The organism is Sphingobium sp. LMC3-1-1.1, assembly GCF_040676285.1.
GTDB lineage: Bacteria > Pseudomonadota > Alphaproteobacteria > Sphingomonadales > Sphingomonadaceae > Sphingobium.
Map to the genome: position 1 here is coordinate 69,248 of NZ_JBEGHQ010000078.1, position 14,362 is coordinate 83,609.

10 protein-coding genes are annotated in these 14,362 nt (G+C 66.5%); all 10 read left to right on the forward strand.

Going from position 1 to position 14,362, the window contains the following annotated elements:
• The first annotated feature begins 5 nt into the window (after positions 1-5).
• Positions 6-1,547, forward strand: a complete 1,542-nt coding sequence (locus tag MRBLMC3_RS21530; protein ID WP_363832217.1) for an efflux transporter outer membrane subunit — start codon at positions 6-8, stop codon at positions 1,545-1,547.
• Positions 1,540-2,703 carry an EmrA/EmrK family multidrug efflux transporter periplasmic adaptor subunit gene (locus tag MRBLMC3_RS21535; RefSeq protein ID WP_363832220.1) on the forward strand — a complete coding sequence of 388 codons (1,164 nt, stop codon included), beginning with the start codon at positions 1,540-1,542 and terminating at the stop codon, positions 2,701-2,703. The genes MRBLMC3_RS21530 and MRBLMC3_RS21535 overlap by 8 nt, the downstream gene beginning before the upstream one ends.
• 11 nt (positions 2,704-2,714) lie before the next feature.
• Positions 2,715-4,244 carry a DHA2 family efflux MFS transporter permease subunit gene (locus MRBLMC3_RS21540; protein WP_133653651.1) on the forward strand — a complete coding sequence of 510 codons (1,530 nt, stop codon included), beginning with the start codon at positions 2,715-2,717 and terminating at the stop codon, positions 4,242-4,244.
• Positions 4,245-4,435: 191 nt separating this feature from the next.
• A complete protein-coding gene (locus tag MRBLMC3_RS21545; protein WP_133653652.1) occupies positions 4,436-5,014 on the forward strand; it encodes an ANTAR domain-containing response regulator in 579 nt (192 codons plus the stop codon).
• Positions 5,014-6,216, forward strand: coding sequence for an ABC transporter substrate-binding protein (locus MRBLMC3_RS21550; protein ID WP_133653653.1), 1,203 nt, complete (start codon positions 5,014-5,016; stop codon positions 6,214-6,216). The genes MRBLMC3_RS21545 and MRBLMC3_RS21550 overlap by 1 nt, the downstream gene beginning before the upstream one ends.
• 225 nt (positions 6,217-6,441) lie before the next feature.
• The gene (locus MRBLMC3_RS21555) at positions 6,442-7,698 is read left to right on the forward strand and encodes a nitrate/nitrite transporter (protein WP_363739113.1); all 1,257 of its coding nucleotides are present in this window, start codon (positions 6,442-6,444) and stop codon (positions 7,696-7,698) included.
• A gap of 297 nt (positions 7,699-7,995) precedes the next feature.
• Complete coding sequence (nirB, locus tag MRBLMC3_RS21560; RefSeq protein WP_363832223.1) at positions 7,996-10,521, forward strand: nitrite reductase large subunit NirB; 2,526 nt, start codon at positions 7,996-7,998, stop codon at positions 10,519-10,521.
• Positions 10,522-10,526: 5 nt separating this feature from the next.
• Positions 10,527-10,862, forward strand: coding sequence for a nitrite reductase small subunit NirD (gene nirD, locus MRBLMC3_RS21565; RefSeq protein ID WP_133653656.1), 336 nt, complete (start codon positions 10,527-10,529; stop codon positions 10,860-10,862).
• Positions 10,862-13,483 (forward strand): molybdopterin-dependent oxidoreductase, encoded by a 2,622-nt coding sequence (locus tag MRBLMC3_RS21570; protein WP_363832226.1) that lies wholly within the window; start codon positions 10,862-10,864, stop codon positions 13,481-13,483. The genes nirD and MRBLMC3_RS21570 overlap by 1 nt, the downstream gene beginning before the upstream one ends.
• A complete protein-coding gene (gene cobA / locus MRBLMC3_RS21575) occupies positions 13,470-14,264 on the forward strand; it encodes a uroporphyrinogen-III C-methyltransferase (RefSeq protein WP_363832228.1) in 795 nt (264 codons plus the stop codon). The genes MRBLMC3_RS21570 and cobA overlap by 14 nt, the downstream gene beginning before the upstream one ends.
• Positions 14,265-14,362 lie beyond the last annotated feature (98 nt).

The window sequence follows — 14,362 nt, forward strand, 5'->3', positions numbered from 1 at the left end:
ATTTTATGCTCATGAGTCGTCATCCCGATTTCCTGTCTTCTTCCGCCCGCGCCCTGCTTCTTGCTGGCGCGGTTCTGCTGTCGGGCTGCGCTGCGGTGCCAAAGCTTGGTCCGCAGCCGGTTGTGCGGGCGCCCGACAGTATCGCGGCGGAGCGCAGCCTTCAGGCCGACAATGCCGTGCAATGGCCATCGGACGGCTGGTGGAAGGCCTATGGCGATCCGCAACTGGATGCGCTGGTGGAGGAAGGGTTGAAAGGGTCGCCGGACGTCAGCGCCGCCGCCGCCCGATTCGCCCAGGCCAATGCCGCCGCGCAGCAGGCGGGCGCGCCATTGCTGCCCTCGATCGACCTCGACGCCAGCGGCGGTGCGACCAAGTCCAGCTACAATATGGGCATGCCGAAGGAATTCGTACCCAAGGGTTGGCTGGGCACGGGCCGCGTGGCGCTGAATTTCGGTTTCGACCTCGACCTCTGGGGCAGGAACCGGGCGGCGCTGGCGGCGGCAACGTCCCAAGCGCGCGCGGCGGAGATCGACGCGCGGCAGGCGCGGCTGGCGCTGGCGACCGGCGTGGCCGACGCCTATGCGGACCTGGCCCGATTATATGATGAGCGCGATATTCAGGCGCGGGCGCTGGAAATCCGGACCGCCAGCCAGAAGCTGGTGGCGGATCGCCGCGCCAACGGGCTGGAAACGCGCGGCAGCGAACGGCAGGCCGACGCGACCGTCTCGTCCGCCAAGGCGCAGCTTGCCGCCGCGGACCAGGCGATTGCGGTGCGCCAGCATCAGATTGCCGCCCTGATCGGCGCCGGGCCGGACCGGGGCCTTGCCATTGCCCGGCCGCAGCTCGGCAAGCCGGGCCCGCTCGGCCTGCCTGCGGACGTCACCACCAATCTGGTGGCGCGTCGGCCCGATGTCGCCGCGGCGCTGGCCCGGACCGAAGCGGCGGCGAAGCGGGTCAAGGTGGCGCGGGCCGACTTCTTCCCGGCCATTCGCCTGAGCGCGCTGATCGGCGTGCAATCGCTCGGCTATCAGACGGTGCTCCAGAATGGCGCTTTCGCGGGCGGGCCAAGCTCCTTCGCGGACACGCTGTTCAAGAAGGATTCGCTGTTCGGCAATGCCGGTCCCGCGATCAGCCTGCCGATCTTTCACGGTGGTGCGCTGAGTGGCCAGTATCGCGGCGCACGCGCCGTCTATGACGAGGCGGTGGCCAGCTATGACCGGACCGTGCTTGGCGCTTATCAGCAGGTGGCCGATGCGGTGACCGGACGGCGGGCGCTGGACCAGCGGCTGATCGATGCGCGCGCGGCGCTGGCGGCTTCGGAGGAAGCCTATGGCATTGTCCGCCAGCGCTATGAAGGCGGCCTCAACACCTATCTTGACGTGCTGAACGTGGAGGACCAGCTTCTGGCCGCGCGTCAGGCCGTCGCGGAGCTGGAGGCGAGCGCCTTCACGCTCGACATCGCCCTTATTCGCGCGTTGGGCGGCGGCTTTGCCGCGGACGGCGCGCAGACACAGCTCCAGTTGTCCAAGGATACGCCCCATGGCTGACGCCAAGCCCGAATTCACGTCCGATGCGAGCAAGGCCGACGATGCGGCCGAAGCCGCCGCCCAGCGCAAGGCAATCCGCAAGAAATGGCTGGTGCGGCTGGCGCTGGCCGTGCTGATCCTCGGCGCGGCCTATGCTCTTTGGTACCTGCTGATCGGGCGCAACCATGTCAGCACCGACAATGCCTATGTGAATGCGGACGTGGCGCAGGTGACGCCGCTCATCTCCGCCCAGGCGACCGAGGTGCTGGTGACGGATACGCAGGCCGTCCGGCGCGGCGACATATTGGTGAAGCTCGACCCCACCAACGCCCGCATCGCCATCGCCCAGGCGGAGGCCGACCTGGCCGAGGCCCGTCGCCGGTTCCGCCAGGCCGTCGCGACCAGCGGTTCGCTGGCCGCGCAGGTGGAGGCGCGCGGCGCCGACATCAACCAGGCGCGGGCACAGCTCGCAAGTGCGCAGGCCGATTTCGACAAGGCGCGCATCGATCTTCGCCGGCGCGAGGCGCTGGCCCCCAATGGCGCCGTTTCCGGTGAGGAACTGACCAGCGCGCGCAAGGGCTATGCCGCGGCGCAGGCGGCGCTCGACCTGGCGAAGGCCGGGGTGGCGACGGCCGAAGCGACGCGCGGCGCTGCCAGTGGGCAACTCGCCGCCAATGACGCGCTGGTGCGCGGATCGACCATCGACACCGATCCCGCCGTGCTCGCCGCCAAGGCGAAGCTGGACAGTGCAAGGCTCGATCTGGACCGCACCGTCATCCGCGCGCCGATCGACGGCGTCGTGACCCGGCGGTCGGTGCAGGTCGGCCAGCGCGTGGCGCAGGGCAGCCCGATCATGAGCATCGTCCCGCTCGCCCAGGTCTATGTCGACGCCAATTTCAAGGAGCGCCAGCTTGGCCGGGTGAAGGTCGGCATGCCAGCGACCGTCACATCGGACCTTTATGGCGGCGATGTCGTCTATCATGGCAAGGTCGTTGGCTTCTCCGGCGGCACCGGCGCGTCGATGGCGCTGATCCCGGCGCAGAACGCCACCGGCAACTGGATCAAGGTCGTGCAGCGCGTGCCCGTGCGCATTGCGCTCGATCCGAAGGAACTGGCTGAGCATCCGCTGCGCGTCGGGCTTTCCATGGAAGCCGAAATCGACCTTTCGGGCCGGTAAGGAGGCCTGTGGTGAGCCGCCCGGCCGAAACATTGACGCTGCTGTCGCCCCGTCATCGCCTGCTGGCGGGACTGGTCCTGGCTCTCAGCAATTTCATGGTCGTGCTCGACCTTACCATCGCCAATGTCTCTGTGCCGCATATCGCCGGGAATCTGGGCATTTCCGCTGATCAGGGGACGTGGATCATCACCAGCTATGCGGTGGCGGAAGCGATCTGCGTGCCGCTGACCGGATGGCTTGCGCAGCGTTTCGGCGCGGTGCGGCTGTTCACCTTCGGCATGCTCGGCTTCGGCCTGTTCTCGCTGCTGTGCGGCCTGTCCATGACGCTGGGCATGATCGTGGCATGCCGTATCGGCCAGGGCCTGTGCGGCGGGCCGTTGATGCCGATGTCGCAGACGCTGCTGATGCGCGTCTTCCCGCCCGATCAGCGCGCCCGCGTGATGGGACTGTGGGCGATGACGACGCTGCTCGGCCCGGCCCTGGGTCCGATCTTCGGCGGCTATATCAGCGACAATTGGAGCTGGCACTGGATCTTCTTCATAAACGTGCCGATCGCGGTCGTGTGCGTGCTTGCCACCATGGCGCTGCTGCGCCCGGTGGAAACGCCGCGGGTGAAGCTGCCGATCGACTATATGGGCCTGGGCCTGCTGATCTTCTGGATTGGCTGCCTTCAGATCATGCTGGACATCGGTCGCGACCGTGACTGGTTCGGCGATCCGCTGATCGTGATCCTGGCGGTGTTCGCGGCGATCGGCTTTTGCGTGTTCATCATATGGGAACTGACGGAGGAGCATCCGATCGTCGATCTGCGCGTGTTCCGCCATGTCGGCTTCACGTCCGGGGTGTTCACGCTGGCGCTGTGTTTCGGCGCCTATTTCGCGGGCATCGTCGTCATCCCGCAATGGTTGCAGATTTCGATGGGGTACACTGCTGCCTGGGCGGGCTATGCGACCGCCTTCACGGCGATGACCGCCATTCTGGTCGCGCCCATTGCCGGCCGGCTGGTCAACAAGGTTGACGTTCGCATCATGATTTCCGGCTCGGTCGCCTGGATCGGCATCATGACATTGTGGCGGGCGCACTGGACGACCGATGCCGATTTCTGGACGATTGCCCTGCCGCAACTGGTTCAGGGGTTCGGCATGCCCCTGTTCATGATCCCGCTGACCACGCTGACGCTGGGGTCGGTCCGGCCGGAGGAGACCGCCTCGGCTGCGGGAATGCAGAATTTCCTGCGCACCCTCGCCATCGCCATTTCGACCTCCATCGTGCTGACCGGCTGGGGCAATGGGCAGCGCGTTTCGCGCAACGAGATGGTCGGCACGCTGCATCCGGACGCAACCCTGGCCGACCTGACGAGTCGCGGCTTCACGCAGGATCAGGCCCGGCAGATGATCGCCAACATGGTCGATGCGCAATCCATGGTGGTGTCGATGGACCATGTCTTCTTCATCGCCTCGCTGGTTCTCTTCCTGGCCGCCGCCGTGGTGTGGCTGGCGCCGCGCCCCACGGCGAAGGTGGACTTGTCGGCGGCGCATTGAGGAAGCATCCGGTTGCGTCGGACGCTCGACATTTCAACCTTGCGATCAAGGACTTGCCCATCGCGGCATTCATCCCCGAAGCCGACATCGCGAAGGCGGCGGCGGCCCCTTGAGTACGGGCATCGTTTCGCCCATGATTGACGCGGCGCAACATCCCGGCCACTGAGTGGCAAAAAAAGGCTTGGGGTCTCATGCGAATCGTCATCATCGACGACAGCGGCCTGCGCGCGACCGTTCTGGAGGAAGGGCTGCGAGAGGCGGGCTATGACGATATTCACATCGTCCCCCCGCGCGGCGGCTTCGTCGCGCGGCTGGAGCGCATGGCCCCGGATGTCGTGCTGATGGACCTTGGCAGCCCCAGCCGCGACACGCTGGAGGAGATGCTGACCGTCAGCAGGGCGCTCGCCCGCCCCATCGCCATGTTCGTCGACCAGTCCGACGAGACGATGATCGGCGCGGCCATCGACGCGGGGGTATCCGCCTATGTCGTCGACGGGCTGCGCAAGGAGAGGGTGAAGCCGGTGCTGGAACTGGCGGTGCGCCGTTTCAACGCCTTTGCCAAGCTGCAGTCCGAACTGGACGAGGCGCGCACCGCGCTTTCCGACCGCAAGATCATCGACCGGGCCAAATCGATCCTGATGAGCCAGCGTGGCCTTTCGGAACCGGATGCCTATGCACTGCTGCGGTCGAGCGCGATGAATCAGGGGAAGAAGATCGTGGACGTCGCCCAGGCCCTCATCACGGCCAGCGATTTGTTGGGAGGGATGTGATGACGACCGACCTGCGCATCGCCTTCCTGCCGCTGACCGACGCCGCCGTATTGGCGGTGGCGCGGGAAAAGGGCTTTGCTGAGGAGGAGGGGCTGCACCTCGACCTTGTCCGCACCACGAGCTGGGCGACTTTGCGCGACCGGCTGGTGTTCGGGCAGGTGCAGGCCGCGCACATGCTGGCGCCGCTCGCCGTCGCCGTGACCTTGGGCCTCAGCCAGCAGGCCGCGCCGCTTGCCGCCCCCTATAAGCTCAACGTCAACGGCAACATGCTGGTGATGGCAAGCGCATTCGCGCAGGCGCTGGACCCTGACATAGCGGCGCGGCTGGATGATCCGCTGGGCACCGCGCATGATTTCGCGGCCGCCATCGGCCTATGGAAGCGCAAGCCGGTGATCGGCGTCGTCCATCGCTTTTCCAGCCATTCGGTGATGCTGCGCTATTGGCTGGCGAGCGCGGGGGTCGACCCGGATCGCGACGTCATCCTGCGCGTGCTCCCGCCCTCGCTGACGGTGGAGGCGATCGGGGCCGGGGAGATAGACGGCTTCATCGCGGGCGAACCCTGGGGCAGCGCGGCCGTGGATGCGGGGCTGGCCGAAGCGGTGGCGATCGGCGAACGCATCTGGCGGCGCGGGGTGGAGAAGATACTGGCTTTCCGCACGCCCTGGCTGGAGGAGAATCCCGACAGCGTCGACCGGTTGCTGCGGGCGCTGGTGCGGGCGGCCGCCTGGTGCGACGATCCGCAGCATCATGAGGCGCTGGCGCATCTTCTCTCGCGCCCCCAATATGTGGACCAGCCTGCCGATGTGATCCTGCGCGCGCTGTCGGGCGGCATCGTGCCGCGCGTCGACATGGCGCCCCTCTCCATGCCTGATTTCATGCTCTTCTCGCGGGAGGCGACGCCCTTTCCCTGGCGCAGCCAGGCGCTCTGGATCTATTCGCAGCTTGTCCGCTGGAAAATGGTGGAACATAGCGCGGACAATGCGGCCAAGGCCGCCTCGGTGTTCCGGCCGGACATATTCCGCCGGGCACTGGCGGACAGTGATGTGGCGATGCCGGGCGCCAGCATGAAGGTGGAAGGGGCTGTGGCCTCCCCGCTGGCCGTGGGATCGAAGCGGGGCGAACTGACGCTGGGCCCGGACCGCTTCTTCGACGGCCGGGTGTTCGATCCGGAACGGATCGAGGACTTCCTGGCCAGCTTCTGAGGGCGCACCCGCACCCGCAAATTTTGTGCCTTGCAACATAGGTCGAATCGCGAGATAAGATGAGAGTCGCGCGACGAGGCGCGTTTTCGGGATGAGCCCTTCCCAAGGTCGGGATCGCGTTCTCCCTCCGATTTTACAGCAAAGCCGCTGGCCGGATTTCGCAGGATGCGAGGTCCGGGCGCGGCTTTTTTCATGTCCATTTCACAAGATTCGAGGGACGTCATCATGGCAACTGCGTATTGGGAGCGCCCGGAAGGACAGGCTCCGGGGGTTGAAGGGGAGGCCGGCCAGACCAGTTTCTGGAAGGCAGGGCACACGCCTACGCTTATCGCTGCTTTCCTCTATTTCGACCTCGCCTTCATGGTGTGGGTGCTGCTGGGACCGCTGGCGCCGTCCATTTCGAAGACGCTGGGGCTGACGCCGGCTGAAAAGGGCCTGATGGTCGCTGTCCCGACCTTGGCGGGTGCGGTGCTGCGGGTCGTCAACGGCCTGCTGGTCGATCGGATCGGCTGCAAGCAGGCGGGGGCGATCAGCCAGGTGATCGTGATCCTCGGCCTCGCGACCGCATGGTTCATGGGCGTTGACAGCTTCGGCGGTACGCTGGCGCTGGGCGTGATCCTGGGCTTTGCCGGGGCGAGCTTTGCGATCGCGCTGCCGCTCGCCAGCCGCTGGTATCCCGCCGAACATCAGGGCAAGGCCATGGGCCTCGCCGGCATGGGCAATTCGGGTACGGTGCTGGCCTCCCTCTTCGCGCCTATACTGGCCAAGCTGTTCGGCTGGAACGCGGTGCTGGGCCTTGCCTGCATTCCGCTCACCATCGTCTTCATCATCTACATGATCATGGCCAGGAACGCGCCCAATGCACCCGCGCCCAAGAAGCTGGTCGATTATTTCCACCCGCTGAAGAGCGCCGACGCCTGGTGGCTGATGGGCTTTTACTCGGTGACCTTCGGCGGTTTCGTGGGACTGGCCGCCTCGCTGCCGATCTATTTCACCGATCAATTCGGCCTGACCCCGGTGGTTGCGGGCTATTGCACGGCTGGCTGTGTCTTCGCCGGATCGCTGGTCCGGCCGATCGGCGGCGCGCTGGCGGATCGGATCGGCGGCGTCAAGGCGCTGATGATGGTCTATGTCGCGGCGGCGCTCGCTCTGGCCGGCGTCGCCTATGCGCCCACGCTGTTCTCCGCCCTTGGCTTCTTCATCGTCGCGATGCTGGCGCTGGGCGTTGGCAATGGCTCGGTCTTCCAGCTCGTGCCGCAGCGTTTCGCGCAGGAAATCGGCGTCATGACCGGGCTGGTCGGCATGGCGGGCGGTATTGGCGGCTTCTATCTCGCCTCGTCGCTGGGCATCGCCAAGCAGTTCACCGGCAGCTTCGCGCCCGGCTTCCTGATCTTCGCGGGTCTTGCCCTGGTCGCGTTCCTCGGCATCGCGCTGGTCCGTGCCCGCTGGCGCGCGACCTGGACCAGCGCCGCGCGCATCTGACCGGTTTACGTCCAGGAGAGGGAGGCGGCGGCCCACGACAGGCCGCCGCCCTTTTCGCGTCTGCGATACGCTTGCGCCCCGGCCGACCAAAAATACATCGTGCTACGAGGAATCGCTTGACCGCATATCGATTCGGCCTATGCTGCAATGCAAAGGACAGGGTTGTTCTTCTTCCATAGCCGCGATGGTCCAGGGACGGACGATCAAGGCGTTATGATGGCAAGGCCGCCATCCAGACCTTCGGTTTCAGAACCGGGGGTCCGGATGGCGGCCTTTTTTCTTTTCTGGAGTCGAGGGATGGATTTTCAGAACAACGCGGGACCGGAGACGGCGAATGAAGAGGATCTCTTCATGCCTTCTGACGATGTTCGCGAGCATCTGGTGGTGGTGGGCAACGGCATGGCCGGTTGCCGCGCGGTGGAGGAATTGCTGGCGCGGGACAAGGACCGTTATCGCATCACCATCTTCGGCGCAGAGCCCTATGTGAATTACAACCGCATCATGCTCTCTCCGGTCCTGGCCGGGGAAAAGAGCTTCGACGACATCATCATCAACAGCCGCGATTGGTATTCGGAAAATAATATCGAACTGATCGCCGGTGATCCGGTGACGGCCATAGACCGCGCCGGAAAAACCGTCACGAGCCAATCGGGTCGCACCATGGGCTATGACAAGCTGCTGATCGCCACCGGCTCGGACCCCTTCATCATCCCGGTTCCGGGGAAGAATCTGCCCGGCGTCATCAGCTTCCGCGACATGAAGGATGTCGACACCATGCTGGCCGCCGCGGACGCGGGCGCCAAAAATGGTGAACAGGGACGGGCAGTGGTGATCGGTGGCGGCCTGCTGGGCCTGGAAGCCGCGCATGGCCTCTCCCTGCGCGGCATGAAGGTGACCGTCATCCACCTCATGGACACGCTGATGGAGCGGCAGCTCGACGAGGCGGCGGGCTGGCTGCTGAAGTCGGCGCTGGAGGCGCGGGGCCAGACCATCCTGACCGGCGCCAACACGGACAGCATCTATGGCGACGGCAAGGTCGAGGGTGTCCGCCTGAAGGATGGCCGCGAAATCCCGGCCAGCCTGGTCGTCATGGCGGTCGGCATCCGCCCCTCCACCGCGCTGGCCCGCGAAGCCGGGCTGGAGGTCAATCGCGGCATCAAGGTCGACGACCATATGGTCACCAGCGATCCCGATGTGCTGGCGGTCGGCGAGTGTGTCGAACATGACGGCAATGTCTACGGCCTCGTCGCGCCGCTCTGGGACATGTGCCGCAGCCTGGCCGACGGCCTGACCGACCAGCACACGGGCTACAGGGGTTCGGTCACCTCGACCAAGCTCAAGGTCGCCGGGCTCGACGTCTTCTCGGCCGGTGATTTCTCGGGCGGCGAAGGCTGCGAGGACATCGTTCTGCGCGACGCCTCGCGCGGGGTGTACAAGCGTGTCGTCGTCAAGGATGACAGGATCATCGGCGCCGTCCTCTATGGCGACACGGCGGATGGCGGCTGGTATTTCGACCTGTTGAAGCGCGAAGAGGATGTCGCGGAAATTCGCGACCTGCTGATCTTCGGCCAGGCCTTCGCCTCGGGAGGGGGCGCGCTGGACCCTAAGGCGGCCGTTGCGGCGCTCTCGGACGATGCCGAGATCTGCGGCTGCAACGGCGTCAGCAAGGGCCAGGTCGCCGCCTGCATCGAAAAGGGCGCGTGCAGCCTGGATGCCGTCCGCGCCACCTGCAAGGCGTCGGCAAGCTGCGGCAGCTGCACCGGCCTGGTCGAGAATCTGCTGGCCGTGGTGCTGGGCGACGACGTCCAGTCCGGACCGAAGACCATGTGCAAATGCACCAGCTTCGGCCATGACGATGTCCGCCGCGAGATCGTCGCGCAGAACATGCGCTCGATCCCGGAGGTGATGCAGAAGCTGCACTGGTCCACCCCGGACGGCTGCTCCTCCTGCCGCCCCGCGCTCAACTATTATCTGCTCTGCGCGCTGCCGGGCGAATATCAGGACGATCAGCAGAGCCGCTTCGTCAATGAGCGCATGCACGCCAACATTCAGAAGGACGGCACCTATTCGGTCGTGCCCCGCATGTGGGGCGGCCTCACCAACCCGCGTGAGCTGCGCGCCATCGCCGACGTGGTCGAGAAATATGATGCGCCCATGGTGAAGGTCACCGGCGGCCAGCGCCTCGACATCTTCGGCATCAAGAAGGAAGACCTGCCCGCCGTCTGGGCCGACCTCAATGCCGCGGGCATGGTGTCGGGCCACGCCTATGGCAAGTCGCTGCGCACGGTGAAGACCTGCGTGGGCTCCGAATGGTGCCGTTTCGGCACGCAGGATTCGACTGGCCTGGGCGTCAAGATCGAGCGGATGACCTGGGGATCGTGGATGCCCCACAAGTTCAAGATCGCGGCCTCCGGCTGCCCCCGCAACTGCGCGGAGGCGACGATCAAGGACTTCGGCGTGGTCTGCGTGGACTCGGGCTATGAACTGCATGTCGGCGGCAATGGCGGCATCCATGTCCGCGCCACCGACCTGCTGTGCAAGGTTTCGACCGAGCAGGAGGCGCTCGATCACTGCGCCGCCTTCATCCAGCTCTACCGCGAGGAAGCGCGCTATCTGGAGCGCACCGCGCCCTGGATCGAGCGCGTCGGGGTTGAGTATGTCAAGCAGCGGATCGTCGAGGACGAGGCCGGCCGTGAGGCGCTTCGTGCCCGCTTCCTCTATTCGCAGAGCTTCAGCCAGGACGACCCCTGGGCCGAGCGCGCAGCCGGCCAACATGCCGAACTGCACCAGCCCCTGGCCCCCATCGCCATCGCTGCGGAGTAACACCCATGACCGACTGGATCGACATCGGAACGCTGGCCGACATTCCCCAGCGCGGCGCCCGCACGGTGCAGATTGCCGGCGAAGAGGAAATCGCCGTCTTCCGCACCGGCGACGACCATGTCTTCGCGCTGGTCAATCAATGCCCGCACAAGAAGGGGCCGCTGAGCCAGGGCATCGTCCATGGCCACAGCGTCGCCTGTCCTCTGCACAACTGGAACATCGCGCTGAAGACGGGCGAGGCGCAGGGCTCGGATGAGGGTTGCACGCCGACCGTCCAGGTCAGGCAGGAGGGCGGCCGCATCCTGATCGCCCGTCCGACAGGCCTGAAGGCGGCGGCCTGATGGCGGATGCGGTCCGCACGACCTGCGCCTATTGCGGTGTTGGCTGCGGTATCGTGGCCACGCCCGGCGGGGCACGTTCCGCGACCATCGCGGGCGACGCGGCGCATCCGGCCAATCGCGGGCGGCTCTGTTCGAAGGGCACGCATCTGGGCGAGACGGTGGGCCTGACGGGTCGCCTGCTGCACCCGATGATCGGCAACAGGCAGGCGAACTGGGACAAGGCGCTTGACCTCGTCGCGAAGAAATTCCGCGAAACCATTGATCGTTACGGCCCGGACAGCGTGGCCTTCTACGTCTCCGGCCAGCTCATGACCGAGGATTATTATGTCGCCAACAAGCTGATGAAGGGCTTTATCGGCTCGGCGAACATCGACACCAACAGCCGCCTCTGCATGTCGAGCGCGGTTGCCGGGCACAATCGCGCATTTGGCGAGGATGTGGTGCCCGCCAGCTATGACGATCTGGATCAGGCCGACCTGATCGTGCTGGTCGGCTCCAACACGGCCTGGTGCCATCCGATCGTCTATCAGCGGATCCAGGCGGCCCGCGCCGCGCGCGGCACGAAGCTGGTCGTCATCGACCCGCGCCGCACCGAAACCTGCGAGGGCGCCGACCTGCACCTGCCCGTGAAGCCGGGCACGGACGTCGCGCTGATGAACGGGCTGCTGGCATGGTGCGACGCCGAGGGCATCACCGATCCGGCTTTCGTCGCCGATCATGTCAGCGCGCCCGAAGGTTTCTGGGACCATATCCGCACCGGCCACGATCTCTGGACGACCGCCAGGACCTGCGACATCGCGCCCGCTTTGCTGGAGCAATTCTACAAGCTGTTCGCCGCCACGCCGCGCACGGTCACGATGTTCAGCCAGGGCATCAACCAGTCGATCCGCGGCACCGATCAGGTGAACGCGATCATCAACGTCCACCTCGCTTGCCGACGCATCGGCAAGCCGGGCGCGGCGCCCTTCTCGATCACCGGCCAGCCCAATGCGATGGGCGGGCGTGAGGTCGGCGGGCTGGCCTCGACCCTCGCCGCCCATATGGACTTCGCCCCGGACAATGTGGAGCGCGTCGGCCGCTTCTGGGCCGCGCCGAAGATGGCGACGAAGCCCGGCCTGAAAGCCGTCGACCTGTTCCGCGCCATCAACGAAGGCCGGATCAAGGCGCTCTGGGTGATGGCGACCAATCCCGCCGTCTCGTTGCCCGATGCGGGCCGCGTGCGCGAAGCGCTGGAAGCCGTCCCGTTCCTTGTCGTCTCGGACATCATGGCCGACACCGACAGCAGCACCCATGCCCATGTCCGCCTGCCCGCCGCCGGCTGGGGGGAAAAGGACGGCACCGTCACCAATTCGGACCGAACGATCAGCCGCCAGCGCCCCTTCCTGCCGCTGCCCGGAGAGGCCAGGCCGGACTGGTGGATCGTCAAGGAAGTCGCGCGCCGCATGGGTTGGCGCAACGCCTTCGCCTATGACCGGCCCGCCGACATCTGGCGCGAACATGCACGCCTTACCGCCTATGGAAATGATGGGCAGCGGATGCTGAACCTGCGCGCCTGGGCGGCGATCGGCAATGATGCCTATGACGCCATGGAGCCGTTCCGCTGGGGCGGCACAGCCTTCGCCGACGGCCGCTTCCCCACGCCGGACGGCAGGGCGCGGCTGGTGCTGACGAAGCAGATGGAGGTTCAGGAGCCGCTGGGGCAATGGCCGATGACGCTCAACACCGGGCGCTATCGCGACCAGTGGCACACGATGAGCCGAACCGGCCTGTCCCCGAAACTCGCCCGCCATCGCGAGGAGCCGCTGGTGGAAATCCACCCCCGCGATGCCGGGGTGCTGGGGATCGTCGACGGCGACCTGGCCCGCGTCACGACAGCGCAGGGCAACAGCATCTTTCGCGTCAGCCTGAGCGAGGGCCAGCGGCCCGGCGACATCTTCACCCCGATCCACTGGACGGACCAGATGTCGAGCGGGGGCCGCACCGGCCTGCTGCCCCGTCCGCTGGTCGATCCCCATTCGGGCCAGCCGGGCTTCAAATCGACCCCGGCCAGCGTCGAGAAGGTGGCCGCCGAATGGAAGGGCTTTCTCATCCTGCGCGATCAGGCTGCGACCGGGCAGCCCGTGAAGCTGCCCTGCCTCTGGTCGACCAGGATCGCCGTGCCGGGCGGCGCGCTCTATGAAATTGCCGGCAATGGCGATCCTGCCCGTCTCGACGCCTTTCTTCCAAAGGGCGACCGGGTGGAGGCGATGGACGCCTCACGCGGAACGCGGCGCATCGCGACCATCGGCGAAGGCCGATTGAACGGGGTGCTGTTCGTGACGCGCACCGGCCTGCTGCCCTCGCGCGACTGGCTGATCGGCCAGTTGCTGGTCGAGGGGGTCGGCGGTTCCGTCCTTGCGGCGCGCGGACCCGGCAGCCAGCCGGACAAGGGGGTGACCATCTGCGTCTGCTTCGACATCGGCCTCAACCAGATCGTCACCGCGATCCGTGAACAGCAACTGGTCGATGTGCCCGCCATCGGCAAGGCGCTGGGCGCGGGCACCAATTGCGGGTCATGCCGCCCCGCGCTCGCCAATATCCTTGCCCAAAGCATGCAGGAGACGCTTCATGCAGCCGAATGAACTGCCCCAGGACCTGATCGCGCCCGGACAGGTATGGCTGGTCGGCGCGGGGCCGGGTGATCCGGACCTGCTCACGCGCAAGGGGGAAAGGCTGATCGCCGCGGCAGAGGTCGTCTTCTACGACGCGCTGGTCGGGCCGGGCGTGATCGACCTCATTCCCCCGGGGGTGGAGCGGGTCAGCGTCGGCAAGCGTTCGGGCCGCCATTCCAAGGCGCAGGACAGCATCAACGACCTGCTGCTCGCGGCCGCCAGGACGGGCAGGCGCGTCGTGCGCCTGAAGGGCGGCGACCCCTCGGTCTTTGGCCGATCGGCGGAAGAGATGGCGCATCTGGCGGAGGCGGGCGTTTCCGTGCGCATCTGCCCCGGCATCACCACGGCCAGCGCTGCGGCGGCGAGCGGCCATGCCTCGCTCACCCTGCGCGGCGTGGCGCGGGGGCTGACGCTGGTCACAGCGCATCTGAAGGCGGGCGAACCGCTGAAGCTGGACTGGGAAGCGCTGGCCCGTCCGGGCGGCACGATCGGCATCTATATGGGCAGGGCCGCGGCGGGCGAGATCAGCCATTGCCTGATCGCCGCCGGGCGCGATCCCGAAACGCCGGTGATGGTGGCGGTCAATGTCTCCCTGCCGACCGAACGGCTGATCCGGGGCAAGCTGTCGGCTCTGGCCTTCCTGGTGCGGACGATCAGCGACGAAGACCCGACGCTTCTGCTGATCGGGGAGGCGGTGGCCGGGACGCATGCGCCGGTGGAGACCATGGCGGCTGTAGCCCTGACCAATTAACGACAGCGCAGCATGCTCCCGCGAAGGCGGGAGGCCCGTTCAAAGTCGGTACGGGGCGCTCTCGCGGCTTGCCTCGTTCAAGTGCGTTCGCGGAAGCA

Coding starts and splice junctions, on each gene's coding strand:
- MRBLMC3_RS21550 (WP_133653653.1), top strand. CDS start 5,014: ATGACGACCGACCTGCGCATCGCCTTCCTGCCGCTGACCGACGCCGCC.
- nirD (WP_133653656.1), top strand. CDS start 10,527: ATGACCGACTGGATCGACATCGGAACGCTGGCCGACATTCCCCAGCGC.
- MRBLMC3_RS21535 (WP_363832220.1), top strand. CDS start 1,540: ATGGCTGACGCCAAGCCCGAATTCACGTCCGATGCGAGCAAGGCCGAC.
- nirB (WP_363832223.1), top strand. CDS start 7,996: ATGGATTTTCAGAACAACGCGGGACCGGAGACGGCGAATGAAGAGGAT.
- MRBLMC3_RS21570 (WP_363832226.1), top strand. CDS start 10,862: ATGGCGGATGCGGTCCGCACGACCTGCGCCTATTGCGGTGTTGGCTGC.
- cobA (WP_363832228.1), top strand. CDS start 13,470: ATGCAGCCGAATGAACTGCCCCAGGACCTGATCGCGCCCGGACAGGTA.
- MRBLMC3_RS21555 (WP_363739113.1), top strand. CDS start 6,442: ATGGCAACTGCGTATTGGGAGCGCCCGGAAGGACAGGCTCCGGGGGTT.
- MRBLMC3_RS21530 (WP_363832217.1), top strand. CDS start 6: ATGCTCATGAGTCGTCATCCCGATTTCCTGTCTTCTTCCGCCCGCGCC.
- MRBLMC3_RS21545 (WP_133653652.1), top strand. CDS start 4,436: ATGCGAATCGTCATCATCGACGACAGCGGCCTGCGCGCGACCGTTCTG.